The 24,762-nt window shown below is 68.8% G+C and carries 27 protein-coding genes; 12 read left to right on the top strand and 15 right to left on the bottom strand.

All coding sequences use genetic code 11. The features are described 5' to 3' along the window. The 10 genes from H9L17_RS14670 to H9L17_RS14625 all read right to left on the bottom strand — a co-directional run bounded on the left by H9L17_RS14670 (nt 1) and on the right by H9L17_RS14625 (nt 10,688). Complete coding sequence (locus tag H9L17_RS14670; protein WP_187570153.1) at nt 1–1,269, bottom strand: glutamate-5-semialdehyde dehydrogenase; 1,269 nt, start codon at nt 1,267–1,269, stop codon at nt 1–3. Further along, complete coding sequence (gene proB, locus H9L17_RS14665; protein ID WP_187570152.1) at nt 1,266–2,447, bottom strand: glutamate 5-kinase; 1,182 nt, start codon at nt 2,445–2,447, stop codon at nt 1,266–1,268. The genes H9L17_RS14670 and proB overlap by 4 nt, the downstream gene beginning before the upstream one ends. Nucleotides 2,448–2,450: 3 nt before the next feature. After that, nucleotides 2,451–2,684, bottom strand: coding sequence for a YciI family protein (locus H9L17_RS14660; protein ID WP_187571990.1), 234 nt, complete (start codon nt 2,682–2,684; stop codon nt 2,451–2,453). A 32-nt stretch (nt 2,685–2,716) separates the two neighbouring features. Beyond that, complete coding sequence (argH, locus tag H9L17_RS14655; protein ID WP_187570151.1) at nt 2,717–4,009, bottom strand: argininosuccinate lyase; 1,293 nt, start codon at nt 4,007–4,009, stop codon at nt 2,717–2,719. A gap of 198 nt (nt 4,010–4,207) precedes the next feature. Beyond that, nucleotides 4,208–5,155 (bottom strand): N-acetyl-gamma-glutamyl-phosphate reductase, encoded by a 948-nt coding sequence (gene argC, locus H9L17_RS14650; protein WP_187570150.1) that lies wholly within the window; start codon nt 5,153–5,155, stop codon nt 4,208–4,210. Continuing rightward, on the bottom strand, nt 5,152–6,423 hold the full coding sequence (locus H9L17_RS14645) for an acetylglutamate kinase (RefSeq protein ID WP_246455238.1): 1,272 nt from the start codon (nt 6,421–6,423) through the stop codon (nt 5,152–5,154). Before H9L17_RS14645 ends, argC begins: the two co-directional genes overlap by 4 nt. A gap of 81 nt (nt 6,424–6,504) precedes the next feature. Continuing rightward, nucleotides 6,505–7,590 (bottom strand): acetylornithine deacetylase, encoded by a 1,086-nt coding sequence (locus tag H9L17_RS14640; protein WP_187570149.1) that lies wholly within the window; start codon nt 7,588–7,590, stop codon nt 6,505–6,507. Between the two features lie 107 nt (nt 7,591–7,697). Further along, the gene (locus tag H9L17_RS14635; RefSeq protein WP_187570148.1) at nt 7,698–8,900 is read right to left on the bottom strand and encodes an argininosuccinate synthase; all 1,203 of its coding nucleotides are present in this window, start codon (nt 8,898–8,900) and stop codon (nt 7,698–7,700) included. Between the two features lie 103 nt (nt 8,901–9,003). Beyond that, nucleotides 9,004–10,011, bottom strand: coding sequence for an N-acetylornithine carbamoyltransferase (locus H9L17_RS14630; protein WP_187570147.1), 1,008 nt, complete (start codon nt 10,009–10,011; stop codon nt 9,004–9,006). Between the two features lie 242 nt (nt 10,012–10,253). Then, nucleotides 10,254–10,688, bottom strand: coding sequence for a hypothetical protein (locus H9L17_RS14625; protein ID WP_187570146.1), 435 nt, complete (start codon nt 10,686–10,688; stop codon nt 10,254–10,256). A gap of 104 nt (nt 10,689–10,792) precedes the next feature. Between H9L17_RS14625 and cysS the strand changes: the two genes are divergently transcribed. From cysS to fdxA, 4 genes are all read left to right on the top strand, one after another. Beyond that, the gene (gene cysS / locus H9L17_RS14620) at nt 10,793–12,184 is read left to right on the top strand and encodes a cysteine--tRNA ligase (RefSeq protein WP_187570145.1); all 1,392 of its coding nucleotides are present in this window, start codon (nt 10,793–10,795) and stop codon (nt 12,182–12,184) included. Between the two features lie 185 nt (nt 12,185–12,369). Further along, nucleotides 12,370–12,759, top strand: a complete 390-nt coding sequence (locus H9L17_RS14615) for a SufE family protein (RefSeq protein WP_187571988.1) — start codon at nt 12,370–12,372, stop codon at nt 12,757–12,759. After that, nucleotides 12,756–13,985, top strand: a complete 1,230-nt coding sequence (locus tag H9L17_RS14610; protein ID WP_187570144.1) for an MFS transporter — start codon at nt 12,756–12,758, stop codon at nt 13,983–13,985. The genes H9L17_RS14615 and H9L17_RS14610 overlap by 4 nt, the downstream gene beginning before the upstream one ends. A gap of 64 nt (nt 13,986–14,049) precedes the next feature. Next, entirely contained in the window at nt 14,050–14,373 is a 324-nt protein-coding gene (gene fdxA, locus H9L17_RS14605; RefSeq protein WP_187570143.1) for a ferredoxin FdxA, read from the top strand. A gap of 182 nt (nt 14,374–14,555) precedes the next feature. Here fdxA and H9L17_RS14600 read toward each other — a convergent pair whose 3' ends face one another. Then, a complete protein-coding gene (locus H9L17_RS14600; RefSeq protein WP_187570142.1) occupies nt 14,556–15,059 on the bottom strand; it encodes a hypothetical protein in 504 nt (167 codons plus the stop codon). Between the two features lie 12 nt (nt 15,060–15,071). Further along, nucleotides 15,072–15,974, bottom strand: a complete 903-nt coding sequence (gene dapA, locus H9L17_RS14595; protein ID WP_187571987.1) for a 4-hydroxy-tetrahydrodipicolinate synthase — start codon at nt 15,972–15,974, stop codon at nt 15,072–15,074. 151 nt (nt 15,975–16,125) lie between these two features. Between dapA and H9L17_RS14590 the strand changes: the two genes are divergently transcribed. From H9L17_RS14590 to H9L17_RS16330, 5 genes are all read left to right on the top strand, one after another. Further along, entirely contained in the window at nt 16,126–16,689 is a 564-nt protein-coding gene (locus tag H9L17_RS14590; protein WP_246455106.1) for a glycine cleavage system transcriptional repressor, read from the top strand. Between the two features lie 5 nt (nt 16,690–16,694). After that, on the top strand, nt 16,695–17,165 hold the full coding sequence (locus H9L17_RS14585; RefSeq protein ID WP_187570140.1) for a peroxiredoxin: 471 nt from the start codon (nt 16,695–16,697) through the stop codon (nt 17,163–17,165). A 151-nt stretch (nt 17,166–17,316) separates the two neighbouring features. Then, on the top strand, nt 17,317–18,714 hold the full coding sequence (locus H9L17_RS14580; RefSeq protein ID WP_187570139.1) for a PhoH family protein: 1,398 nt from the start codon (nt 17,317–17,319) through the stop codon (nt 18,712–18,714). A gap of 20 nt (nt 18,715–18,734) precedes the next feature. Beyond that, complete coding sequence (locus H9L17_RS14575) at nt 18,735–19,517, top strand: restriction endonuclease (RefSeq protein ID WP_223158064.1); 783 nt, start codon at nt 18,735–18,737, stop codon at nt 19,515–19,517. Beyond that, nucleotides 19,435–19,620, top strand: coding sequence for a restriction endonuclease (locus tag H9L17_RS16330; protein WP_425507429.1), 186 nt, complete (start codon nt 19,435–19,437; stop codon nt 19,618–19,620). Before H9L17_RS14575 ends, H9L17_RS16330 begins: the two co-directional genes overlap by 83 nt. A 9-nt stretch (nt 19,621–19,629) precedes the next feature. On the opposite strand, the gene H9L17_RS14570 is transcribed toward H9L17_RS16330, so the two are convergent. Together H9L17_RS14570 and H9L17_RS14565 are read right to left on the bottom strand one after the other, a co-directional pair. Continuing rightward, nucleotides 19,630–20,025 carry a type II toxin-antitoxin system MqsA family antitoxin gene (locus tag H9L17_RS14570; RefSeq protein WP_187570138.1) on the bottom strand — a complete coding sequence of 132 codons (396 nt, stop codon included), beginning with the start codon at nt 20,023–20,025 and terminating at the stop codon, nt 19,630–19,632. Nucleotides 20,026–20,027: 2 nt separating this feature from the next. After that, nucleotides 20,028–20,330, bottom strand: coding sequence for a type II toxin-antitoxin system MqsR family toxin (locus H9L17_RS14565; RefSeq protein WP_187570137.1), 303 nt, complete (start codon nt 20,328–20,330; stop codon nt 20,028–20,030). A gap of 228 nt (nt 20,331–20,558) precedes the next feature. Here H9L17_RS14565 and H9L17_RS14560 point away from each other — a divergent pair, with 228 nt between their 5' ends. The 3 genes from H9L17_RS14560 to H9L17_RS14550 are packed head-to-tail and all read left to right on the top strand — an operon-like array spanning nt 20,559 to nt 23,432. Then, on the top strand, nt 20,559–20,813 hold the full coding sequence (locus H9L17_RS14560) for a helix-turn-helix domain-containing protein (RefSeq protein ID WP_187570136.1): 255 nt from the start codon (nt 20,559–20,561) through the stop codon (nt 20,811–20,813). Further along, the gene (locus tag H9L17_RS14555; RefSeq protein ID WP_187570135.1) at nt 20,813–22,546 is read left to right on the top strand and encodes a SulP family inorganic anion transporter; all 1,734 of its coding nucleotides are present in this window, start codon (nt 20,813–20,815) and stop codon (nt 22,544–22,546) included. The genes H9L17_RS14560 and H9L17_RS14555 overlap by 1 nt, the downstream gene beginning before the upstream one ends. 31 nt (nt 22,547–22,577) lie before the next feature. Next, nucleotides 22,578–23,432 carry an alpha/beta hydrolase family protein gene (locus tag H9L17_RS14550; RefSeq protein WP_187570134.1) on the top strand — a complete coding sequence of 285 codons (855 nt, stop codon included), beginning with the start codon at nt 22,578–22,580 and terminating at the stop codon, nt 23,430–23,432. A 121-nt stretch (nt 23,433–23,553) separates the two neighbouring features. On the opposite strand, the gene fabB is transcribed toward H9L17_RS14550, so the two are convergent. After that, a complete protein-coding gene (gene fabB, locus H9L17_RS14545; RefSeq protein ID WP_187570133.1) occupies nt 23,554–24,762 on the bottom strand; it encodes a beta-ketoacyl-ACP synthase I in 1,209 nt (402 codons plus the stop codon).

Below are 24,762 nucleotides of genomic sequence, written 5' to 3'. Positions count from 1 at the left end.
TCAGCCCGCGCGCGATTCCGGGTGCCGCACCTGCCCCTCGCCGCGCACCACGAAGCGCTCGATGGTCAGCGCCTCCACGCCCATTGGCCCGTAGGCGTGCAGGCGGGTGGTGGAGATGCCGATTTCCGCGCCGAGGCCGAGCTGGCCGCCGTCGTTGAAGCGCGACGAGGCGTTGACCATCACCGCCGAGCTGCGCACCGCGCGCACGAAGGCGTCGGCCGCGGCGGGATCGGCGGTGGCGATGACCTCGGTGTGGTCGGAGCCGAAGCGGGCGATGTGCGCCAGCGCTTCCGGCAGGCCGGCGACCAGCTTCGCGGCGATGACCAGGTCGAGGAACTCGGCGGCGTAGTCGTCCTCCGTCGCCGGCGCGAGGGCGGCGTCGAAAGCGCGTACGCCGGCATCGCCGCGCACCTCCACCCCGCGCGCCTTCAGCGCGGCCAGCGCCCGCGGCAGGAAGGCATCGGCGACATCGCGATGCACCAGCAGGGTTTCCAGCGCGTTGCACACGCCGGGCCGCGACGCCTTGCCGTCCACCAGCAGGCCGAGCGCGAGGTCGACGTCGGCGGCGCGGTCCACGTACAGGTGGCAGACGCCCTTGTAGTGTTTGATGACCGGCACGCGCGCGTGCTCGGCGACGAAGCGGATCAGGCTCTCGCCGCCGCGCGGGATGGCGAGGTCGATCAGGTCGGTGAGTTGCAGCAGTTCCAGCACGTGCTCGCGCGCGGTGTCGGCGACCAGCGACACCGCCGCTTCCGGCAATCCGGCGTCGCGCAGCGCCGCGTGCAGGCAGGCTGCGATGGCGGCGTTGCTGGCCGCCGCCTCGGAGCCGCCGCGCAGCAGCACCGCGTTGCCGGCCTTCAGGCACAGCGCCGCGGCTTCGGCGGTCACGTTCGGGCGCGCCTCGTAGATCATCGCCACCAGTCCCAGCGGGATGCGCTGGCGTTCGATGCGGATGCCGTTGGGACGCACGTCGCTGCGGGAGACCTCGCCGAGCGGATCGGCCTGCGCGGCCACTTCGCGCAGCGCCTCGGCCATGCCGCGCACGCGCTCCGGATTCAGCGCGAGGCGATCCAGGGTCGCCTTGCCCGCGCCACCCTGTCGCGCGCGCTCCAGGTCGCCGGCATTCGCTTCGAGGATCGCGTCCTGCCCGGCCAGCAACCGGTCGGCCATGCCTTCCAGCAGCGCGTGCCGGGTCGAAGCGTCGGCGGCCGCGATGGCCGCCTGCGCCGCACGCGCGGCCTGCGCCAAATTCCGGACGTAACCGCTCATGCCGTGGTTTCTCCGTTCGTTTCGCCGTGCGGTTCGACGGCCGGATGGCCGGCAGCGTGCAGCAGGACGAGGTCGTCGCGGTGGATCATCGCTTCGTCGTAGCGGAAGCCGAGCACCGCTTCGATCTCGCGGCTGTGGCGGCCGACGATGCGCGCGCCGTCCTGCGCGCTGTACTGCGCCAGCCCGCGCGCCAATGCCGCGCCGTCGGTCGCGCGTACTTCCACCACGTCGCCGCGCCGGAAATCACCGCGCACCGCGCGCACGCCGCCCGGCAGCAGCGAGGCGCCGCGCAGCAGCGCCGCGCGCGCGCCCTCGTCGATCGCAAGCTGGCCCGCCGCCGGCGCGTGCCGCAGCCACTGCTTGCGCGCGCTCAGGCGATTGCCCTGCGCATCGACCAGGGTGCCGTGCAGGATGCCCTGCCCCAGCGCCGCCACGGCGGCGGCGTCGCGCCCGCTGAACAGCGCGGTGGCAATGCCGGCGGTGGCCGCCTTGGCCGCCGCCTCCAGCTTGGTGCGCATGCCGCCGGTGCCGAGCGCGCCGGCCTCTCCCGCCATCGCCAGCACGGCCGGCGTGACGGCTTCGACGCGAACGACGGGCCGCGCTTCCGGATCGCGCACGGGATGGCCGCTGTAGAGGCCGGCGATGTCGGTGGCGATCAGCAGCAGGTCGGCCTCGACCAGCGAGGCGATGGCCGCGGCGAGGTTGTCGTTGTCGCCCAGCTTGAGCTCGTCCACCGCCACCGTGTCGTTCTCGTTGACCACCGGCAGCGCGCCGAGGCGCAGCAGTTCCAGCAGCGCGGCGCGCGCGTTGAGGTAGCGGCGGCGGTTGCGCAGGTCGTCGTGGGTCAGCAGCACCTGCGCCACCGGGCGCTCGAAGAAGCGCTGCCACAGCGCGATCAGCTGGCCCTGCCCCAGCGCCGCCAGCGCCTGCTTGGCCGCCATCGTTGACGCGGCGTTGCCGGCCTTCGGCAGCACCGCGCGCCCGGCCGCGACCGCGCCGGACGACACGATCACCACCTCGCGCCCGGCCTGCAGGCTGGCCAGCACGAACTGCGCCAGCCCCAGCGCGAAGCGCGGGCTCAGGCCGCCACCATCGGCCGCCAGCAGGCTGCTGCCGACCTTGAGCACCGCGCGCCTCCACGGCGGCAGGGCTTGCGCGGGGAAGGCGTGGGCGTCCATGACTCAGCGCGTGTGCCACTCGTGGACGACGATGCTTGATGCGCCGTGGATCGCCAGCGGATCGGACATCGCGATCCTGCGCGCTTCCTCCACGTCGGCGATGCCGCGCAGCAGGTAGGCGCCGCCGCTGCGGTCGGCGAAACCACCGCTGGTCTCCAGCACGCCGCGCGCGCGCAGTTCGTCGAGGAAGGCGGCATGCGCGGGCAGCAGGCCGGCGTCGAAGCCGGGCCGGCGCATCACCAGCACCAGATGGCGCACGACCGCGGCGCTCACAGCGCCTCCCAGCGCGCGCGCAGCGCGTCCAGCCGCAGGTCGGCGGCGGCGCCGGGAGAGGTGCGCGCGGCCAGCGAACCCTCCGGCGTGCGTCCCTGCCCGGCCGTGTCGCTGCTCGCCGCCGCGGCCTTGTAGGCCTCGCGGAACGGCACGCCGGCGATCGCGGCTTCCACCGCCACGTCGGTGGCGTACATGCCAGAATCGATGGCCGCGCGCAGCCTGTCCTCGCGCCACTCCAGGTTCGCCAGCAGCGCCGGCAGCAACTCCAGCGCGGCCAGGCCGCGGCCGAAGCCGTGGAAGATCGCGCCCTTCGACGCCTGCAGGTCGCGGTGGTAGCCGGACGGCAGCGACAGCAGCTGTTCGATCTCAGTGCGCGCGGCGGCCACGCTGGCGTGGGTCGCGCGCATCAGTTCGATCACGTCGGGATTGCGCTTGTTCGGCATGATCGATGAGCCGGTGGTGTACTGCGCCGGCAATGCGACGAAACCGAACTCGGTGCTGGTGAACAGCGACAGGTCCCAGGCGATGCGGCGCAGGTCGAGCGTGGCACTGCCCAGCGCTTCCAGCGCGGCCAGCTCGAACTTGCCGCGCGAGAGCTGCGCGTAGATCGGCGACACCTGCATGCGCGCGAAGCCCAGCACCTGCGTGGTGTGCTCGCGGTCGAGCCGCAGGTTCACGCCGTAGCCGGCGGCGGTGCCGAGCGGATTGGCGTCGACCAGCCGCAGCGTGTCGGCGGCGCGGATCGCATCGTCGATGAAGGCCTCGGCCCAGCCCGCCCACCACATGCCGGCCGACGAAACGACGGCGCGCTGGACGTGGGTGTAGCCGGGAACCGGCAGATCCTTTTCCGCCTCGGCGCGATCCAGCGCGACCCTGGCGATCTCGCGCGAAAGTTGCGCCACCCGCGCCAGCTTCTCCTTCAGCCACAGCCGCGTCGCGACCAGCACCTGGTCGTTGCGGCTGCGGCCGGTGTGGATCTTGCGGCCTGCATCGCCCAGCCGCTCGGTCAGGCGCGCCTCGATGGCGGAATGGCCGTCCTCGTAGCGCTCGTCGAGGACGAAATCGCCGTTGCGGAAGTCCTCCGCCAGCGTCGCCAGCTCGCGCTTCAGCCCGCCCAGCTCGTCGCCGCCGAGGATGCCGATGCGGTGCAGGCCCTCCGCGTGCGCGGCGCTGGCGGCGATGTCGTGCAGGAAGAACTCGCGGTCCAGCAGCACGTCGTCGCCGGCCAGGAACGCCTGGATCTGCGCATCGACGGCGACGCCGGGTTTTTGCCAAAGCAGGTCGGACATCCACGCCTCCAAAACTTGTTTTTCCTTCTCCCTTCGGGAGACAAATCGGCAGGATTGCCGATTTGCACGGCGCCAGCCGCCCGCAGGGCGAGGCACAGGGATGTGCCGAGTGTATGTGCCCGAAGGGCGGATGAGGGTTCGGCGAACCCGGTGGCATTGCACGCGCCCCAACCTCTCCCGAAGGAGAAGAACTCAAAACTACAGCGGAACCCCGAGGAACTCGTCCAAACCAAACGCCATGTCGAGATTCTGCAACGCCTGCGTCGCCGCGCCCTTCAGCAGGTTGTCCTCGGTCGCCACCACCACCAGCCGCCGGCCGTCGCCGGACAGCGTGAAGCCGCCGATCTCGACGTGGTGCCTGCCGGCGATGCGGCTGACCCACGGCGCCTCGTCCTGCACCCGCACCAGCGGCTCGTCCGCATAGCGGTCGCGATAGCGCGCCAGCACGCCCTCGCGCGTGAACGCCCTGGTCAGGTGCAGGTTGGCGGTCAGGGTGATGCCGCGGAAATGCGGCGCGACGTGCGGCATGAACTCCACCGGATGATCGAGCTGCCGCGACACCTCGCGCTCGTGCACGTGGCCGGTCAGCGCGTACGGCATCAGGTTGTCGCGCAGCAGCTCGACGTCGTTCTTGTCGGAGGGCGTGGTGCCCGCGCCGGAGTAGCCGCTCACGCCGAAGCACTGTACCGGCCCGTCCAGCGCGCCCAGCATCGGCGCGATCGCCAGCTGCATCGCGGTAGCGTAGCAGCCCGGGTTGCTGATGCGGCGCTGGCCCGCGTAGCGCGTGCGGGTCAGCTCCGGCAGGCCGTAGTACCAGGCATCGTCGAAGCGATGATCGGCGGACAGGTCGACGATGACCGGATCGACGCCGGCGGCGTCGAACGCCTGCACGATGGCGCCGGCCTTGCCGTTGGGCAGCGCCAGCACCACAGCGTCCGCGCCGAGCGTCGGCAGTTCCTCGTGGGCGGGATTGCAGTAGCGCAGCTCGCCCGCGAAACCGTCGTTGTGCTCGGCCACGCGCTGGCCGTCCAGCTCGCGCGAGGTCACGAACGCCAGCTCGAAGCGCGGATGCGCCGCGAACAGCCGGATCAGCTCCGCGCCGGTGTAGCCGCGCGCGCCGACCAGACCGACCTTGAACGTGTTCACTTCGGCTCCTCCAGCGTCGCCGGCCGCTGCGCGCACAGCGCCACGTAGCGTTCGATGCGGGAGAAATCGGCGTCGCCGTACCAGTACACCTTCCACTTCTCCCGCTTGATGCAGCCGTCGGATTCGGCGTAGTAGAACGCGTTGACCGGGTTGCCGTGGCGCGAACGCCAGAACAGCGCCGGGTTCTGCTCGCGCATCACCTGCCAGACCGCGCGGCCCAGGCCCTCCCCCTGCGCCTCGTCCAGCACCGCGAACTTGTCCAGGTACACGCCCGCGTCCTCCTGGGTGAGGATCACCGCCGCGCGGTAGTGCTCGCTGACGTAGGCGCGATGCAGCTTCGTCGTGTCGAAGTAATCCGGCAGCAGCTTGCGCCCGAACGCGGATTCGATCAGCCCGCGCAGCCGCGGCAGGTCGAACGCGCTCCAGTCGCCGGCCTCCAGCACGCGCTCGCCGCGCCGCACCAGCGTGCCCGAGCCCTTGTGGGTGAACAGTTCCTTCGCCAGTTCGTCCGGCCGGGTGATCGACACCGACGACGCCTGCGGCAGCCCGTCCAGCAGGTCCTTGATCTGCTCGATCTTCACCCGCATGCCGCCTTCGATCCACGGCTGCTGCATCAGGTGCTCGTATTCGGTGGACAGGTTGATCGAATCGATCACCTTGCCGTCGGCGTCCAGCAGCCCGCCGGTGCCGGTCAGGAACACGATCTTGTACGGCTGCAGCACCTGCACCAGTTCGTTGGCGGCGAAGTCGGCGTTGACGTTGAGGATCTGCCCGCCGACGGTTTCGCCCAGCGAGGCGATCACCGGGATCGAACCGGACTGCAGGCTGGCCTGGATCGGCGCCAGGTCGACGCGCTTCACTTCGCCCACCAGTCCGTAGCGCTCGCGGTCGAGGTAATCGGCCTCGAACACCCCGCTGACGATGCTGGTGGCGCGCGCATCGGCGGCCTGCAAGGCTTCCACCAGCTTCAGGTTCTGCGCATGGAACACGCGGCGCACGATGGCGAGCGCTTCCGGCGAGGTCACGCGCAGGCCGTCGATGGTCTGCTTGACGATGCCGGCGGCGGCCAGCTCCACGTCGAGCTGCGGGCCGGCGCCGTGGATGACGATGGGCGTCAGGCCCACGTCCTGCAGGAACGCCAGCGAGGACACCAGCGCGTCGAGATCGTCGCGCAGCACCGCGCCGCCCACCTTGACCACGGCGAAGCGCGCCGCGTCGAGCTGCGAGAAGCGCTTGAGGTACTGACTGATTTCCTTCGCGCTGCCCATGCTGGACAGCAGCCGCACGATGGTCTGGCGGGTCTGCGGGTCGTGGATGGCCTGCGGGTTGAGGGTCGGGGTCACGGGGGATCAGGTTCCAAGGATGCGGGTGATGGACTCGGCGTAGCGCTGCAGCTGGTCGAGCAGCACGAACTCGCCGGCGGTGTGCGCCTGCGCGATGTCGCCGGGGCCGTAGACGAAGGCGGTCAGGCCGGCTTGCGAGAACAGCGAGGCTTCGGTCCAGAAGTCGACGGCGTTGCCGATCGGCAGGCCGAGGCTCCCGGCGAGGGCGTGCGCCGCCTGCCGGCGTTCCTCGGCGGTGGTGGCGTCGCCGCCGGGCAGCGACGGGCCGCGGAAGGTTTCCTCGTAACGCTCCAGCGCGCCGATCGCGGCGCAGGCTTCGAGGCGCGCATGCAGCGTATCGATGTCGTGCGACGGCAGCGGCCGGAAGCCGAAGCGCACCTCGGCGCTGGGTGCGATCACGTTCGCCTTGATGCCGCCCTCGACCTTGCCGATGTTGAAGCGCAGCCCGGCCAGTCCGCCGAAACGCGCCTCCGCCTCGCCCTCGACCAGCGCCAGCGCGTTCGCGCCCCAGCGCATCGCCTGGTGCAGCGCGTTGGCGTTCATCGCGTTGGCGCCGGACGCGTGTCCGGCCTCGCCCTTGAACTTCAGCAGCACCGAACTGATCCCGCGATGCGCCAGCACCGCTTCGCAGCGGGTCGGCTCGGCGATGATCGCTTCGGAAAAGCCATGATTGCCGGACAGGAAGGCGGCGATGCAGCGCGGATCGTTGGCTTCTTCGTCGGACGAAAACAGGAACGCGGCATCGCCCGAAGTCGCGTTGGCCGCGGCGATCAGCCCGGCCGCCGCGCCCTTGATGTCGCAGGCACCGAGACCGATGGCGCGGTCCTGCATCACCCGCAGCGCGAACGGATCGGCGTCCCACGCCTCGGACGACGGCACCGTGTCCAGATGCACGTTGAACACGCGGCGCGGATTGCCGCGCACGGCCAGCAGCGAGACCGCGCCGTCGCCGTGATCGGCGACGTCGATGCGGAAGTCCGGCAGCTGCGCGCGGATGTAGTCGAAGATGCCGCCGGTGCCGATCAGGCGCGGCGGGTTGCGGGTGTCGAAGGACACCAGCGCTTCGAGGTGGCGGAGAAGGTCATCAAGCATGTACAAGTTCGCTCTTGCTCGTCATCCCCGCGAAGGCGGGGATCCAGCTCTTGGCTGTGACTTGAAAATCCAGACGCTGGATTCCCGCCTTCGCGGGAATGACAGCCTCAGCGGTTCACCTCGGCCCACAACGTGCTGCTCATCCCGAACAGCTTGATGAAGCCCTCGGCCTCTTCCACGCCCCAGTCCGCGCTCTGCGCGTAGGTGGCGCCCTTGCTGTTGAGGAGGTGCTTCGAGCGCACCGCGATGGCGTCGACGCGCCCGCCGTTGGTGCGCAGCACGACCTCGCCGTTGACGGTGCGCTGCGAGGACGCCAGGAACGCCTCCAGGTCTGCCTTCAGCGGATCGTGGAAGAAGCCCTCGTAGACCAGCTCCACCCACTTGCGCCCCACCTCGGGCTTGAAGCGGTTCTGCTGCTTGGACAGCACCGCCTCCTCCAGCGCGCGATGCGCCGCCAGCAGCGCGGCCAGGCCCGGTGCCTCGAACACGATCCGCCCCTTCAGGCCGATGGTGGTGTCGCCGGTGTACATGCCGCGGCCGACGCCGTACTGGGCGAACATGGTGTTGAGCTTGGCCAGGATCTTCTCGCCCGGCAGGTCGTGGCCGTCCAGCGCCACCGCCTCGCCGTTCTCGAAGCGCAGCGTCGCTTCCAGCGCCTCCGCCGGCCAGTGCTCGCGGCGCGCGCACCAGCCGCGTGCGCCCTCGCCCGGCGCTTCCCAGGCGTCGATCTCGCCGCCGGACATGGTCACGCCCAGCAGGTTCTCGTTGATGGTGTAGGCCTTCTGCTTGGCGCGCACGCCGAAGCCGCGCTCCTCCAGGTAGGCCTGTTCGTAGGCGCGGGTCTGAGTGTGCTGTTTCTGGATTTCGCGGATCGGCGCGACGATGCGGTAATCGCCGCTCGCCTTCACCGCCAAGTCGAAGCGCACCTGGTCGTTGCCCATGCCGGTGCAGCCGTGGGCGATGGCGTTGGTGCCGAGTTCCTTCGCCCGCGCCAGTGCGGCATCGACGATCAGGTAGCGGTCCGACACCAGCAGCGGGTACTGGCCCTGGTAGCCCTCGCCGGCCCAGACGAACGGCTTGACGAAGCCGCTCCAGATCGCCGGGCCGCCGTCGACGGTGACGTGCGAGGCCACGCCCAGTTCGGCCGCGCGCGCCTCGATGGTGGCGCGCTCCTCGGCGTCCACGCCGCCGGTGTCGGCGAACACGGTGTGCACGTTCCAGCCCTGCTCCTTCAGGTAGGGCACGCAGAAGCTGGTGTCGAGGCCGCCGGAGAAGGCGAGGACGATGTCTCGGGAATCGTTGGGGGTCATGGGGGCGAGGAGTGAGTGGAGAGGAGTGAGAAGTGAGGGAGGGCAAGGGTGGTGGGGAAGAAGCGAGGTTGCGAGCTTTCGCTCACTCCTCACTCCTCTCCGCTCACTCCTGCCTCATCAGTGCGGCCATCACCGCCTTCTGCACGTGCAGGCGGTTCTCGGCCTCGTCGATGGCGATGCAGCGGGGCGAATCCATCACCGCGTCGGTCGCCTTGACGTTGCGGCGCAGCGGCAGGCAGTGCGAGAACACGCCGTTGTCGGTCAGCGCCATCTTGGCTTCGTCGACGATGAAGTGCTTGTACCGGTCGCGGATGGGCTTTTCCGGCGCCCAGTTGCCGAAGTACGGCAGCGCGCCCCAGCTCTTGGCATAGACCACGTCGGCGCCGCGGTAGGCGCTTTCGATGTCGTGGCTGACCTGGAACGAGCCGCCGGACTCGGCGACGTTGTCGTTCGCCCAGCCGATGTAGCGCTCGTCCAGCACATACTCCGGCGTCGGGCACAGCAGGGTCACGTCCATGCCCATGCGGGTGGCGATGGTCAGCGCGGAGTTGGCGACGGCGGTGTTGAGCGGCTTCGGGTGGTACGTCCAGGTCAGCACGTATTTCCGGCCGCGCAGGTCGCTGGTGCCGAAGTGCTCCTGCAGGGCCAGCGCATGCGCCAGTTCCTGGCAGGGATGGGTGATGGTCTCCATGTTGATGACCGGCACCGTGGAGTACTTCGCGAACGCCTTGAGCACGCGGTCCTCGCGGTCCACCGACCAGTCGACGAACTTCGGGAACGCGCGCACGCCGATCAGGTCCACGTAGCGCGCCAGCACCCGCGCCACCTCGGCGATGTGCTCCTCGGTGTCGCCGTCCATCACCGTGCCGAGGTCGAACTCGATCGGCCACGCGTCCTTGCCGGGCTGCAGCACGATGGCGTGGCCGCCGAGCTGGAACGCGCCCAGCTCGAAGCTGGTGCGGGTGCGCATCGACGGGTTGAAGAACACCAGCGCGATCGAGCGCCCCTTCAGCGCGTCGCCGAGCTTGTTCCGCTTGAACGCGGCGGCCTGCGCCAGCAGGGCGTCGAGGTCGGCGCGGCTCCAGTCCTGGGTGTTGAGGAAGTGCTTCATGGGCGGCAATGGCTCGGTGGGGAAAATTTCGGGGGCCGGAAACGCAAAAACCCAGCCGGGGGCTGGGTTCGGAGGTGAAGCACGATGACGCGATCCGGATTACCCAGCGGGATGTGAGGGTTCCGGTCGGCGCGCGCGCGACGTCATGCCGGAGGCCATCCGGGCGGTGTCAGCGTGGCGCGTGGCGAGGTGGGCGTGCATCGGGGCGCATGCTCGCATGCCGGGCGGGCCGGCGCAAGCGATCAGTCGAAGGGGTGCGGGGAAATCGAGATGCGGATGCGCAGGCGGTTGCCGGGGTCGCGGTCCATGCGGGTGCGGAACTTGCTGCCGCGGTACATGTAGTCGACGTCGTAGGCGATGGTGCGGCGGTGCTCCTTCGCCACCGGTTCCATCCGGCAGTTCTGCCCCTGCGTGGGCGCCGCCTTGTTGCGCACCGCGTTCATCACCCGCGCCAGCGTCGCGCTGATGGCCGGCTCGCGCGAGTCGCAGACCTGTTCCATGCTGGTGGTGCGCAGGATCTGGTAGACCGGGCGCACCGACAGCACCTGCGCGTAGTCGTAGCGCACGTTCTCGACCGGCAGCACGATCTCGCGCGGCGGCTCCTGCGCGGACGCCGGCGCCACCGCGAGCAGGCTCGCAGGCAGGCACAGCGCGGCAAGGCATCGGGACAGGCACATAACGAAAGTTTATCGGGATGCCGCCATGAGCGCCTGAATCGTCGCTGTCGCGGCGGCCCGCCCGGCCGCCCCGCTACAATGGCGCACCCCACGCATCCGCCGCCATGACGCCGTCTTCCAGCCCGCTGAGCCTCTACAACACCCTGAGCCGCCGGGTCGAGCCGTTCGCGCCGCTCGTGCCCGATTGCCCGACGATGTACGTCTGCGGCCCCACCGTCTACAACTACGTGCATATCGGCAACGCGCGCGGGCCGGTGGTGTTCGGCGTGCTGGCCGCGCTGCTGCGCCGCCGCTTCGGCGGCCTGCGCTACGCGCGCAACATCACCGACGTGGACGACAAGATCAACGCGGCGGCGAAGGCGCTGGGCGCGCCGATCACCGCGATCACCGACAAGTACGCCGCCGCCTACCGCGAGGACATGGCGGCGCTGGGTGTGACCGGCGAGTTCGCGCCCGACATCGAGCCCGAGGCCACGAAGCACATCGCGCAGATCGTCGCGATGATCGAGCGCCTGGTCGCTGACGGCCACGCCTACGCGGCGGAAGGCCACGTGCTGTTCTCGGTGGCGAGCTTCGACGGCTACGGCAAGCTCTCGCGCCGCGACACCGAGGACATGCTGGCCGGCGCGCGCATCGAGGTCGCCCCGTACAAGCGCGATCCCGGCGACTTCGTGCTTTGGAAGCCCTCGACCGACGACCTGCCCGGTTGGGAGTCTCCCTGGGGCCGCGGCCGTCCCGGCTGGCACATCGAATGCTCGGCGATGGCCGAGGCGCACCTGGGGCCGACCATCGACATCCACGCCGGCGGCGTCGACCTGCAGTTCCCGCACCACGAGAACGAGGTCGCGCAGAGCGAGTGCGCCCACGGCGGCGCGGTCTTCGCGCGCTGGTGGCTGCACAACGGCATGCTCAATTTCGGCGGCGCCAAGATGGCGAAGTCGGTGGGCAACATCCAGCGCGTGCACGACCTGGTGCGCGCGCATCCGCCGGAAGCGCTGCGCTACGCGCTGCTGAGCGCGCATTACCGGCAGCCGCTGGAGTGGTCGGACGGACTGATCGAACAGAGCGTGCGCACACTGGACCGGCTGTACGGGACGCTGCGCGACCTCGGCGACGTCGAGGCCGACGCCGCGATTCCCGCCAGCGTCGAAGCCGCGCTGGACGACGACCTCAACACGCCGGCGGCGCTGGCCGAAATCGCCCGCATCGCAGGCGAGGCGCGCAAGGCCGCATCGAACGAGGAAAAGGCTGCGCTGAAGTCGCAGCTGCTGGGCGCGGGCCGCGTGCTCGGCCTGCTGCAGCAGGCGCCGGCGGCCTGGTTCGCGCGCGGCGCCGGCAGCGACGACGACGCGCGCATCCAGGCGCTGATCGACGAACGCATCGAAGCGAAGAAGTCGCGCGACTTCGCCCGCGCCGACGCGATCCGCGACCAGCTGGCCGGCGAAGGTATCCTGCTGGAAGACACGCCGCAGGGCGTGCGCTGGAAGCGCGCTTGATTTTCCTTCTCCCACCGGGAGAAGGTGCCCGCAGGGCGGATGAGGGTTCGGCGAAGCCGGCGACACCGCACACGCCAGAACCCACCCTCAATCCCTCTCCCGAGGGGAGTAGAGGCTAGAACAGGAACAACAGTGACCGATTCCCCCTCCCCCTCGAACCCACCGCCGCCGACGCGCAGGCCGCCATCGCCGACGAATTCGGCTTCTTCGGCGACTGGTCGGAGCGCTACCAGTACCTGATCGACCTCGGCCGCAAGCTGCCCGCATTCCCGGACGCGTGGAAGACCGAGGAGCACCGCCTGCACGGCTGCCAGTCGCTGGTGTGGATCGTGGCCGAGGGCGACGCCGACCGGCTGGTGTTCCACGCGGCCAGCGACTCGGCCATCGTCTCGGGGCTGGTGTACCTGGCGCTGCGCGTCTACTCGGGACGCGGCGCGGCGGAAATCCTCGCCACCGAACCGGACTACATCGGCCACATCGGCCTGGCCAAGCACCTGTCGCCGACCCGCAGCAACGGGCTGGCCGCGCTGCTGGCCTTCATCCGCGAGCGCGCCCGCGCCGTCCTGCCGGGATGAGCGCCGAACAGGCTTCGCCGCTGGCCAGCACCGGCTTCCGCTGGCTGCTGCTGTACCGCATCTGCACCCTGCTCTCCTACCAGGTGGTCGCGGTGACGGTGGGCTGGCACATCTACGAGATCACCGGAAGTCCGCTGGCGCTGGGCCTGGTGGGGCTGGCGGAAGTGGTGCCGTACTTCTGCATCGCGCCGTTCTCCGGCTACCTGGTCGACCACCTGCCGCGGCGCAAGCTGGGCGCGGCGGCCTGCGTGCTGCTCGCGATCAACGCCGGCGTGCTGGCGCTGATCGCCGCCGACGTGCTGCCGCTGCACGGCACCTGGCCGATCTACTTGGCGGTGGCGGTGGGCGGCATCGGCCGCTCCTTCCTCGGCCCGGTCTACAACGCGCTGTTCGCGCGGGTGCTCAAGCGCGAGCAGTTCGGACGCGGCGCCAGCCTCGGCAGCGTGGTGTTCCAGACCGGGCTGGTGCTGGGCCCGGCAATGGGCGGCGTGCTGGTCGGCGCGCTGGGCAATCCGGTGGCCTATGCGGTCGGCACCGCCTTCGCTCTGCTGGCCGCCGGCACGCTGCTGTCGATGCCGGTGACCGAACCCGCGCTGCCGCAGCAGCGCGGCCCGATCTTCGCCAGCATCGCCGAGGGCGCGCGCTTCGTCGCCGGCAACCAGATCATGCTCGGGGCGATGGCGCTGGACATGTTCTCGGTGCTGCTGGGCGGCGCGGTGTCGATGCTGCCGGCCTTCATCAAGGACATCCTGCTCGCCGGCCCGGAGGCGCTGGGCATCCTGCGCGCGGCGCCGGCGGTTGGCTCCATCGCGATCGCATTGTGGCTGACCCGCCACCCGCTGCAGCGCCACGCCGGCCGCGTGCTGCTGATCGCGGTGGCGAGCTTCGGCCTGTGCACGATGGCGTTCGCGCTGTCGCGCCACCTGTGGCTGTCGGCGGTGCTGCTGGTGCTGTACGGCGTCTGCGACGGCGTCTCGGTGGTGATGCGCTCGACCATCATGCAGCTGGTGACGCCGGACGAGATGCGCGGCCGGGTATCGTCGATCAACGGCATCTTCGTCAGCTCCTCGAACGAGCTGGGCGCGTTCTACGACGGCGTGATGGCCCGGCTGCTGGGGCTGGTGCCGGCGATGCTCGTCGGCGGCTTCGTCACCCTCGGCGTGGTCGGCGTGACCGCGAGGCTGGCCCCGCGCCTGCGCCGGCTGGATCTTCGCGAACTGCACTGATCCCCGCGCCGCCGCGCGCGTTAAACTATGCGCGCCGCACCACCTCGCTCACGGATTCCGCGTCATGCCCTTCGTCGTCACCGAAAACTGCATCAAGTGCAAGCACACCGACTGCGTGGAAGTGTGCCCGGTGGACTGTTTCCACGAAGGGCCGAACTTCCTGGTGATCGACCCGGACGAATGCATCGACTGCACCCTGTGCGAGCCGGAATGCCCGGTGGGCGCGATCTTCCCGGAGGAGGACGTTCCCGCGGGCCAGGAAGTCTTCGTCGGCCTGAACGCCGAGCTGGCGAAGGAATGGCCGGTGCTGACCGTGCGCAAGGATCCGCCGCCGGACGCGGCGGAATGGGACGGCAAGCCGAACAAGCTGCCGCTGCTGGAGCGCTGATCCGGCCATAACCCGGCGAAAACGAAAGGGCACCTTGCGGTGCCCTTTTGCATGCTGCGGGATGTACTTGTTGATCCCCGGAAACGCGCCCCTGCGTCGGGCGCGAAGGGGGTATGGAAGCCAAGACCCGGGCCCCAAGGCTTGCAAGCAAACCTTGGGGCAATTTCAGGCCGAGCCTGGAATCACGGCGCGATGGCCGCCTTCAGCGCCGCGATCAGCTTGCCCGCCGCTTCGCCGCTTGGCGGCAGGCCGCGCGGGTCCACCGCGGAGACGTAGGAACCGTCGCCGGCCTTGGTCACGCGCACCAGGAACTTGGCGTCCATGTAGTCGACGTCGTAGGTGCCGAGGATCTCGGCCTTGCTGGCGATCTGCACGCCGGAGGTGGCGGCCAGCACTTCGCCGACCTTGGCGAACACGGCGTCGCGCTCGCCCGCGGCGGTGAAGCCCAGTGCGGCCGGCTTGGCGGCGGCGCCGGACGCGGTGACGCTGCTGCCCGCGCTGGGCAGCGCCATCGCCTTGTCGGCGGCGGGGCGATCCAGGTCCGGCGGCACTTCCAGCGGGCGCGCTTCGGCGCTCTGCGTGTACAGCTCGTTCTTCTTCTTGAACCAGTGGCAGCCGGACAGGCCGGTCGCCAGCAGGACGGCGACGAGCGGGGCGGCCGTGGTCACGCGGAAAGTGCGATGCATCTGGATCTCCTGTCAGGCCGCGTGGGCGCGGCTGCGTTCTTCGAGTTGGTGGACGACCGCGTGCAGGCGCCGGGCCTGGTCGGCATGCGCGGATGATAGCGGTTGCAGCGGCAGGCGCAGGCCGTGGCCGATGCCGTCCAGCGCCAGCAGCGCCTTCACCGGGATCGGGTTCGGTTCCGCGCCGAGGAAGTGGTAGAGCTCGGCCAGCGCGTCGTCCAGCGCCTGCGCGCCGGCCGCATCGCCGCCAAGGGCGAGATCGCACAGCCGGCGAAACGTGGCCGGCACGACGTTCGAGGCCACCGATACCACGCCGTCGGCCCCGGCCAGCATCGCCCGCGCCGCGGTGGGATCGTCGCCGCTGAGCACCGCGAAGCCTTCGCGCCGGAACGGCAGCAGCGCCTGCATGCGCTCGGCGTCGGCGCGCGCTTCCTTGATGCCAATGATGTCCGAGTGCAGCGACAGCTCGCCGGCGGTTTCCGGCAGCAGGTCGCAGCCGGTGCGGCCGGGCACGTTGTACAGCACCACCGGCAGCCCGCCCTCGTCGGCTACCGCGCGGAAATGCGCCAGCAGGCCGGCCTGGGTGGGCCGCACATAGGGCGGCGTGACCACCAGCGCGGCGTCCGCGCCCAGCGCGGCCACGCGGCGGTTGAACAAGATGGTCTTGGCGGTGTTGGACTGGCCGGTGCCGGCCAACACCGGCATGCGGCCCGCGTAGAACGCCACCGCGCTGGACAGCAGGCGGTCGTATTCCTCGTCGAACAGCGCGGCGGCCTCGCCGGTGGAGCCAGCCACCACCACCGCCTGCGTGCCCGCGTCCAGCTGCGCCTGCAGCAGGCGCTCCCAGGCGGGGAAATCGATGTCGCCGGCAGCCGTGAACGGCGTCGCCAGGGCGGTGATGCTGCCGGAAAGTCGCAAGGGGGAAGGCTCGGGCAAGGCGCGGCGCGGGGCGCGGCGCAAGGTGGGGATGACCTTGATCTTACTTGCGGCTCGAAAGCGCCGGCAAGTATGCTGGCGGCCATGCGGCCATGCGCTGGCGGCATTTCCCACCGTTCCGGAATTCCCCGCTTTGAGCAAGACCGCCGCTCCCCGGCCCCAGCCGAACGAAAACCACCTGCTGATCAATGCGTACACCACGCATCCGCAGTCGCCGCTGCTGGCGGTCACCCGCCGCATCGCCGACTCCGGCTGCAACCTGGTCGACACGCGGCTGGCGACGGTGGGGCGCGATGTCTCGGTCACCGCGCTGGTCACCGGCTCGTGGGACGCCGTGGCCAAGCTCGAGACCATGCTGACCAAGCTGGAGCGCGAGGAAGGCCTGAAGCTGGTCTGGTACCGCACCGGCCCCAAGCCGCTGCAATCCAGCCTGCTGCCCTACGTGGTCGAGGTGATCGCCGCCGACAAGCCGGGCATCCTGTTCCAGCTGGCCGACTTCTTCGACCACCAAGGCATCACCATCGAGAGCCTGCACTGCTCGCGCTACCGGGCGATGCAGACCGGGGCCGACATGTTCTCCGCGCAGCTGACCATCGGCGTGCCGGCGGACATGCACATCGCCGCGCTGCGCGACGATTTCCTCGAGTTCTGCGACCACCTGAACCTCGACGCGATCATGGATCCGATGAAATACTGACGTCGATGATCGACACCGGCGACCGCATCCCCGACCTGCCCCTTTCGCTCTCCAGCGACAAGCCCGCCACGCTCGGCGACTACGCCGGCAACTGGCTGGTGCTGTACTTCTATCCCAAGGATTCCACCCCCGGCTGCACCACCGAGGGGCTGGACTTCAACGCCCTGCTGCCGAAGTTCAAGCGCGCCGATGCGGTGGTGCTGGGCGTGTCGAAGGATTCGCTCAAGTCGCACCGGAACTTCTGCGCCAAGCAGGGCTTCAAGTTCGATCTGGTCAGCGATACAGACGGCGCCGTATGCGACGCGTTCGGCGTCGTCCAGCCGAAGAAGCTCTATGGCCGCGAATACGTCGGCATCGTCCGCAGCACCTTCCTGATCGACCCCGCCGGCACGGTCCGCCAGAAATGGCAGCCGGTGAAGGTCCCCGGCCACGCGCAGGCCGTGTTCGACGCATTGAAGGCCGAACAAGCCAAGTGACCGGCCCTGCTTTCACCCCGTCCGGCCCGGCGCAGCGCGCCGGGCGTTCGTCGTCGCGCGCGCCGGTGGCGCGCAAACCGCTCCTCCTCACCCACTGCCCCGCTTCGCGGGACGCGGTGGCCCGCTGCTGTCCGACCGAAGGGATTTCCGCATGACCCGGAGCAAGCGCATCTACGTCCTCGACACCAACGTGCTGATGCACGACCCCACCGCGCTGTTCAAGTTCGAGGAACACGATGTCTACCTGCCGATGCAGGTGATGGAGGAACTGGACAACGGCAAGAAAGGCACGTCCGAAGCCAGCCGCAACGCGCGCCAGGTCAGCCGCTTCCTCAACGAACTGATCGAAGCGCACGGCAGCGCCGACGTGCACAACGGCATCGCGCTGGTGCGCCCACAGGGCCTGCAGCTGCGCGGCGCGGAGAGCGTCGGCAAGCTGCGCTTCCAGACCGGCGACTTCGACGCCGGCAAGCGCTTCGGCACGGTCATCCCGGACAACAACATCCTCGGCGCGATCCTGGTGCTGAAGCAGTCCGAGCCGGAGACGCCGGTGGTGTTCGTGTCCAAGGACATCAACCTGCGGATCAAGGCCTCGATCGCCGGCATCGTCAGCGAGGACTACGAGAACGACCGCGCGCTTGACGATTTCAGCCTGCTCTACACCGGCGCCACACAGCTGCCCGAGGACTTCTGGCAGCGCCACGGCAAGGACCTGAAGTCGTGGACCGACAAGGGCCGCACCTACTACGAGATCACCCGCACCGACGACGAGGACTGGCATCCCAACCAGTTCGCCTTTCTGCCGGGCGACGAGCAGTCCGAACTAAAGGTGGTCAAGACCGACGGTGACAAGGTGACGCTGCGCATCGTCGACGACTTCCGCCACAGCCAGCACTCGGTCTGGGGCATCACCGCGCGCAACCGCGAGCAGAACTTCGCCCTCAACGCGCTGATGGATCCGGACATCGATTTCGTCTCCCTGCTCGGCACCGCCGGCACCGGCAAGACCCTGCTGGCGCTGGCGGCGGGCCTTGCGCAGACGATGGACCAGCAGCGCTACCGCGAGATCATCATGACCCGCGCCACCGTCAGCGTCGGCGAGGACATCGGCTTCCTGCCTGGCACCGAGGAGGAAAAGATGACCCCGTGGATGGGCGCGCTGACCGACAACCTGGAAGTGCTGACCCACAACCAGGAAGGCGGCAGCTGGGGCCGCGCGGCGACCAACGACCTGCTGGCCTCGCGCATCAAGATCCGCTCGATGAATTTCATGCGCGGGCGCACGTTCCTGTCGCGCTACCTGATTCTGGACGAGGCGCAGAACCTCACGCCCAAGCAGATGAAGACCCTGATCACCCGCGCCGGCCCGGGCACCAAGATCGTCTGCCTCGGCAACGTCGAACAGATCGACACGCCCTACCTCACCGAAACCACCTCCGGCCTGACCTACGCGGTGGATCGTTTCAAGAACTGGCTGCACAGCGCGCACGTGACGCTGCGGCGCGGGGAGCGGTCGCGGCTGGCGGATTATGCGTCTGAAGTTCTTTGAGAAGTTCTACGGAACAGACCATGGCATCGCAGAAGAAATCCGAAGGCGCACAATTCATCAATTGGTTTGGCCCGCTGCTTGATGCCTTGCGAAAGCTGGGCGGTTCAGGCACGCCTGATGAAGTAGTCGATCAGATCGCTATTGATCTGAACGTATCCGACAAGGCTCAAAACGAGCTGATTCCCTCCGGACAACCTCGCTTCAAGAATCAAGTTGCATGGGCGAGGTTCTATCTGACCCGCGACGGATATCTCGACTCTTCGAAGCGGGGCGTCTGGAGCCTGACTGAAAAAGGGCAAAAATCGTCCCTGAGCCACGAGCAGTCCAGAGAAATCTTCCTGCGTTGGGTAAAAATCGATCAAGAGCGCAGACGCGGTAGCCGCTCCAAAGAAAAGATCGAACCCACTTCGGAAGTTGCAAGCACACAGGAATCGCCAGCAAGTGACTACCGAAGCGAGGCGCTTAAACGCCTCACCGCCTTGCCATCAGCGGGTTTTGAACGACTCTCTCAACGCTTGTTGAGAGAAGCAGGGTTCACGCAGGTTGTCGTCACCGGCAAGAGCAATGATGGCGGCATCGACGGTTATGGCACTTTGCAGATCAATCCACTCGTCACCTTCAAAGTGCTGTTTCAATGCAAACGCTACACCTCAGCATCGGTCACGCCATCGCAAGTTCGTGACTTCCGGGGGAGCGATGGCTGGCCGCGCCGACAAAGGCATCATCCTGACAACCGGGACGTTCACCACAGAAGCACGACGGGAAGCCAATCGCGATGGCGTCCCGCCCATCGAACTGATTGATGGCGACAAGCTGATCGACATGCTTGCGCACTTGGAACTAGGGCTTCGTCCCGTCACGACCTATGAACTGGACGGCAATTTTTTCAAGGAGTTCGAAACGTAGCGACGCTTGCTACCTGATCTCGTCCAACAACTCCGGGTGTTTCTCCAGCACCCGCAGCAGCTTCACCAGCGCCAGCGGCGGCTTCGTCCTGCCGGTTTCGTAGCGCGAAAACGCATTCACGCCGCCGCCGAAAATATCCGCCGCCTGCCGCTGGTCGAGGTCGAGCTTCCTGCGCATGCCGGCGATATAGGCCGGATCGACGAGGGTGGCGTTGACCCGGCGCTGGAACTCGCCGATCAGCCGGCTGTAGCGATCGCCATGTACCGGCTCCAGCACGGCCTCCCCGCACACGGGGCAATAATCGGCCGTCACCGCTGGAATCGTGGTGGTCTGGCCTTTGTAGGTATAAGGCTCGTCGCGGGTGTCGTGCACCAGTTCCGCCGCGCCGCATTCGGGGCAAATCATGGTCATAGTTCCTTGAAGGAAACGATCAATACGTCGTCCACCACGGTGAGCTTCAGATAGACCGCAATGCCCGCTGCCGTTCGCCCGTGATAGACGTCCTGCCAGACGCGGTGGTTCGCGTGCGAGGTCATGCTCTTGTAGAAATCGCGCGGCGTCAGCGCCATCACCACCTCGCACATGCCCGCCACGTCCACGACACCGATGTCCCGCCCCGCCCGATAGGCTTTGAACGTAGCCCGCACCTTCCCGGCTGCAATCAGCGCCTTGACCACCGACAACCTGCGATGCGGCGTTCCTTTCTGCATGACCACTATAACCTTCCAGGTTAATTTTGCAAGTAGGTTATTTACACCCTTTTGCCCGAACCCAGTCTTGGCCGCAGCGCACTACCAGTCAGTCGGATTGATCCGCGATCCATGATCGTCCTTTCCTGATTACAAAGGATGTAAATAACATCAAAAATCAATCTTCATGATTGCATTGACAATCTTTCGTCGCAGAAAATTAGGCCATCCGGACTACCGCATAGCCCTATGATCTCCGCCGCCCAACTCCGTGCCGCCCGCGCCCTGCTCGGCATCGACCAGCGCACGCTGGCGTCGATGGCCGGCGTGTCCCTGCCCACTATCCAGCGGATGGAGGCGAGCAAGGACGAACACGTGCGCGGGGTCGTCTCCACGCTGGCCAAGATCGTCGCCGCGCTGGAAGCCGCCGGCATCGAGCTGATCGGCAACGGCCAGCCCAGCCAGGGGAGCGGGCGCGGCGTGCGGTTGAAGGAGCCGCGCTGATGGCCGCGCGGCCGCACTTCGACCGCCGCGCCTACCTGCGGATGTTCGAGCCGAAACTGTTCACGGTGCTGCGCGAAGGCTATTCGCTGCGCACCTTCAAGGCCGATGCCGTCGCCGGGCTGACCGTCGCCATCGTCGCGCTGCCGCTGGCGATGGCGCTGGCGATCGCCTCCGGCACCACGCCGGAGAAAGGGCTGCACACGGCGATCATCGCCGGCTTCCTGATCTCGGCACTGGGCGGCTCGCGGGTGCAGATCGGCGGGCCGACGGCGGCGTTCATCCCGGTGGTGTTCCTGGTCATCCAGAAGTACGGCTACGGCGGGTTGATCCTGTGCACGCTGCTGGCCGGGCTGATGCTGATCGCCGCCGGCCTGCTGCGGCTGGGCACGCTGATGAAGTACATGCCGCAGCCGGTGGTCACCGGCTTCACCGCCGGCATCGCGGTGAGCATCTTCTCCAGCCAGGTGAAGGACATGCTGGGGTTGAGCATCGACAAGCTGCCGGCGGAGTTCCTGCCGCGCTGGGAATCCTTCGCCGCGCATATCGGCACCACCCGACCGGCGGCGGTGGCGATGACCGTACTGGGGCTGGCGGTGGTCGTGGGGCTGCGCAAGTGGAAGCCGAAGTGGCCGGGTTTCCTGATCGCGCTGCTCGCCTGCACCCTCGCCTGCGCCGTGTTCGCGCTGCCCGCCGAAACCATCGGCAGCCGCTTCGGCGAATTGCCCTCGGCGCTGCCCGGCTTCGACTTCCCGCATATCCCGTTCGAGCGCACCTTCGAACTGCTGCCCAGCTCCTTCACCATCGCCTTCCTCGCCGGCGTGGAATCCCTGCTGTCGGCGGTGGTGGCCGACGGCATGACCGGCGGGCGGCACCGTTCCAACGGCGAACTGGTGGCGCAGGGCGTCGCCAACGTCGGCTCGGCGCTGTTCGGCGGCCTGCCGGCCACCGGCGCGATCGCGCGCACCGCCACCAACATCCGCGCCGGCGGCAGCACGCCGGTGGCGGGGATGCTGCACGCCGGCTTCCTGCTGCTGTTCATGCTGGCGCTGGCCCCGCTGATGCACTACGTGCCGCTGGCTGCATTGGCGGCGGTGCTGCTGGTGGTCGCATGGAACATGGCCGAAGTGGAGAACTTCCGCAACACGCTGTCCGCGCCCTGGGGCGACCGGCTGGTGCTGCTGCTGACCTTCTTCCTGACCGTGTTCCTCGACCTGACCGTGGCGATCCAGGCCGGCATCGTGCTGGCCGCGTTCGTGTTCATGTATCGGATGTCGGAAGCGGTGGAGGTCAGTTCCGGCGTGCGCGACGCGCTTGGTGAGAGCGGCGAAGACGACCTGCACGGCGACGATCCCGCGCGCGCCGCCGACCTCGATCAGCGCGCGATGCTGCCGAAGGGCGTGGAGGCCTACCAGATCGGCGGCCCGCTGTTCTTCGGCGCGGCCAACCGGCTGGACAACCTGCTCGACCAGTTCTTCGAACCGCCGAAGGCGCTGATCCTGCGCATGCGGCTGGTGCCGGTGATCGACGCCAGCGGCGTGCACGCGTTGAAGAAGCTGGCCGGGCGCTGCCACCGCAAGGGCATCGTGCTGATCGTCTCCGGGCTGCAGGAGCAGCCGAACCGGGTGATCGCCGACATGCGGCTGGAGGAAGCGCCGTGCGAGCTGCACTTCGTCTCCAACTTCGAGCGCGCGGTCAGGCTGGCGAAAACGCTGGTGGACAAGCCGGCGGACTGACGCTCCGGCGATGCTTCGGCACAATGGCCGGATGCAGACGTCCTCCGCTGTCCCGTCGATCGAGGCTCGGGTGCTGCCGGTCGTCACCGGCGACGGCCACTGCGCCGAACTGATCGCGCGCATCCCCGACGCCCCGCGCATGCGCCTGCTGTGGATGGCCGGGATGGGCGTACCGGCGCGGCACTTCATTCCCCTCGCCGATGCGCTGGCGGCGCGCGGCGTGGCGACGTTCCTGCACGAGTGGCGCGGGATCGGTTCCAGCAGCCTGCGCGCATCGCGCGGGTGCGACTGGGGCTATCGCGAACTGCTGGCCGACATCGCGGCGAGCGAGGCCGTGGCCGAGGCGCAGGCGCCCGGCCTGCATCGCGTCCTCGGCGGGCACAGCCTGGGCGGCCAACTGGCCTGTTGCCGACTTGGCCTGCAGCCTGACGCCGCCGAAGCCGTGTGGCTGGTCGCCAGCGGCTCGCCCTACTGGCGCGCGTTCCCGCTGCGCACCGGCCTGGGCATGCCGCTGGTATGCCGCTTCCTGCCGTGGCTGGCGCGGCGCAACGGCTACATGCCCGGCCGCAAAATCGGCTTCGGCGGCAACGAGGCCGTCGGCGTGATCGAGGACTGGGCGCGCAGCGGCCTGAGCGGACGCTACGCCGCGTGCGGCATCGACGCCGATCTGGAAGCCGGCATGGCCCGCTTCGCCGGCGACGTGCGCCGGGTGAATTTCACGGACGACTGGCTGGCGCCGGCGTCTTCGGGCGAATACCTCGCCGGCAAGCTGCACGGCGCGCGCGTGCAGGCGCTGGACATGGATGCCGCGACGCTCGGCGCCGTGGCCGACCACTATGCGTGGATGAAGGCGCCGGACGCGGTGGCGGCGTTCCTCGTTCCCTGAGGGCTACTTTGCCGCTACCCCGCCATTCCCGCGGAGTCCAGCGACTTCGATTTTCGACAGGGAATCAGGGAACAGCGAAGACGCTGGATGCCCGCCTGCGCGGGCATGACGGCATGGAGCCTCAGGGCCTTGCGAACACCAGCGCCGCGTTCGTCCCGCCGAAACCGAAGCTGTTCGACATCACCACGTCGAGCTTGGCATCGCGGCTTTCGCGCACGATCGGGAAGCCTTCCGCGCCGGGGTCGAGGTCGTCGATGTTGGCGGAGCCGGCGATGAAGCCGTCCCGCAGCATCAGCAGCGAGTAGATCGCCTCGTGTACGCTGGCCGCGCCCAGCGAGTGGCCGCTCAGCGCCTTGGTCGAGGACAGCGGCGGCACCGCGTCGCCGAACACTTCGCGCACCGCGTTGAGTTCGACGATGTCGCCCAGCGGCGTGGAGGTGCCGTGGGTGTTGAGGTAATCGACCGGGCGGTTCACGCCTTCCAGCGCCATGCGCATGCAGCGCACCGCGCCCTCGCCGCTCGGCGCCACCATGTCGGCGCCGTCGGAGGTGACGCCGTAACCCACGAGTTCCGCGTGAATATGCGCGCCGCGCGCCACGGCGTGATCCCAGTCCTCCAGCACCAGCATGCCGCCGCCGCTGCCGATGACGAAGCCGTCGCGGCCCGCGTCGTAGGGGCGCGAGGCCTTCTGCGGTTCATCGTTGCGGCCGGACGACAGCGCGCCCATCGCGTCGAACATCACCGTCATCGTCCAGTCCAGGTCCTCGCCGCCACCGGCGAACACGATGTCCTGCGCGCCGTGGCGGATCAGGTCGGCGGCCGCACCGATGCAGTGCGCGGAGGTCGCGCAAGCGGCGCTGATCGAATAGCTCAGGCCCTTGATGTGGAAGGCGGTGGCGAGGTTGGCCGACACCGTGGAGCACATCGTGCGCGGCACCATGTACGGGCCGACCTTGCGCACGCCGCGGTCGCGCAGGATGTCGGCGGTCTCCACCTGCCAGCGGCTGGAGCCGCCGCCGGAGCCGGCGATCAGGCCGGTGCGCGGGTCGCTGACCTGTTCGTCGGTCAAGCCGGCATCGGCGATGGCGTCGCGCAGGGCGATGTAGGTATAGGCGGCGGCATCGCTCATGAAACGCTTGAGCTTGCGATCGATGGCGGCGTCGAGATCGATGTCCACCGCGCCGCCGATCTGGCTGCGCAGGCCGCGCTCCACCGAATCGGGCAGCGTGCGGATGCCGGAGCGGCCCTCGCGCAGCGCGCGCGAGACGCTGTCCAGGTCGTTGCCGAGGCAGGAAGTGATGCCCATGCCGGTGATGGCGACGCGACGCAT

Source organism: Thermomonas brevis, assembly GCF_014395425.1.
Lineage (GTDB): Bacteria > Pseudomonadota > Gammaproteobacteria > Xanthomonadales > Xanthomonadaceae > Thermomonas > Thermomonas brevis.
This window is presented reverse-complemented; position numbering and strand designations above follow the sequence as displayed.

Coding starts and splice junctions, on each gene's coding strand:
- H9L17_RS14670 (WP_187570153.1), bottom strand. CDS start 1,269: ATGAGCGGTTACGTCCGGAATTTGGCGCAGGCCGCGCGTGCGGCGCAG.
- proB (WP_187570152.1), bottom strand. CDS start 2,447: ATGGACGCCCACGCCTTCCCCGCGCAAGCCCTGCCGCCGTGGAGGCGC.
- H9L17_RS14660 (WP_187571990.1), bottom strand. CDS start 2,684: ATGCGCCGGCCCGGCTTCGACGCCGGCCTGCTGCCCGCGCATGCCGCC.
- argH (WP_187570151.1), bottom strand. CDS start 4,009: ATGTCCGACCTGCTTTGGCAAAAACCCGGCGTCGCCGTCGATGCGCAG.
- H9L17_RS14645 (WP_246455238.1), bottom strand. CDS start 6,423: ATGGGCAGCGCGAAGGAAATCAGTCAGTACCTCAAGCGCTTCTCGCAG.
- H9L17_RS14640 (WP_187570149.1), bottom strand. CDS start 7,590: ATGCTTGATGACCTTCTCCGCCACCTCGAAGCGCTGGTGTCCTTCGAC.
- H9L17_RS14635 (WP_187570148.1), bottom strand. CDS start 8,900: ATGACCCCCAACGATTCCCGAGACATCGTCCTCGCCTTCTCCGGCGGC.
- H9L17_RS14630 (WP_187570147.1), bottom strand. CDS start 10,011: ATGAAGCACTTCCTCAACACCCAGGACTGGAGCCGCGCCGACCTCGAC.
- H9L17_RS14625 (WP_187570146.1), bottom strand. CDS start 10,688: ATGTGCCTGTCCCGATGCCTTGCCGCGCTGTGCCTGCCTGCGAGCCTG.
- cysS (WP_187570145.1), top strand. CDS start 10,793: ATGACGCCGTCTTCCAGCCCGCTGAGCCTCTACAACACCCTGAGCCGC.
- H9L17_RS14610 (WP_187570144.1), top strand. CDS start 12,756: ATGAGCGCCGAACAGGCTTCGCCGCTGGCCAGCACCGGCTTCCGCTGG.
- fdxA (WP_187570143.1), top strand. CDS start 14,050: ATGCCCTTCGTCGTCACCGAAAACTGCATCAAGTGCAAGCACACCGAC.
- H9L17_RS14600 (WP_187570142.1), bottom strand. CDS start 15,059: ATGCATCGCACTTTCCGCGTGACCACGGCCGCCCCGCTCGTCGCCGTC.
- H9L17_RS14585 (WP_187570140.1), top strand. CDS start 16,695: ATGATCGACACCGGCGACCGCATCCCCGACCTGCCCCTTTCGCTCTCC.
- H9L17_RS14580 (WP_187570139.1), top strand. CDS start 17,317: ATGACCCGGAGCAAGCGCATCTACGTCCTCGACACCAACGTGCTGATG.
- H9L17_RS14575 (WP_223158064.1), top strand. CDS start 18,735: ATGGCATCGCAGAAGAAATCCGAAGGCGCACAATTCATCAATTGGTTT.
- H9L17_RS14570 (WP_187570138.1), bottom strand. CDS start 20,025: ATGATTTGCCCCGAATGCGGCGCGGCGGAACTGGTGCACGACACCCGC.
- H9L17_RS14565 (WP_187570137.1), bottom strand. CDS start 20,330: ATGCAGAAAGGAACGCCGCATCGCAGGTTGTCGGTGGTCAAGGCGCTG.
- H9L17_RS14560 (WP_187570136.1), top strand. CDS start 20,559: ATGATCTCCGCCGCCCAACTCCGTGCCGCCCGCGCCCTGCTCGGCATC.
- H9L17_RS14555 (WP_187570135.1), top strand. CDS start 20,813: ATGGCCGCGCGGCCGCACTTCGACCGCCGCGCCTACCTGCGGATGTTC.
- H9L17_RS14550 (WP_187570134.1), top strand. CDS start 22,578: ATGCAGACGTCCTCCGCTGTCCCGTCGATCGAGGCTCGGGTGCTGCCG.
- fabB (WP_187570133.1), bottom strand. CDS start 24,762: ATGCGTCGCGTCGCCATCACCGGCATGGGCATCACTTCCTGCCTCGGC.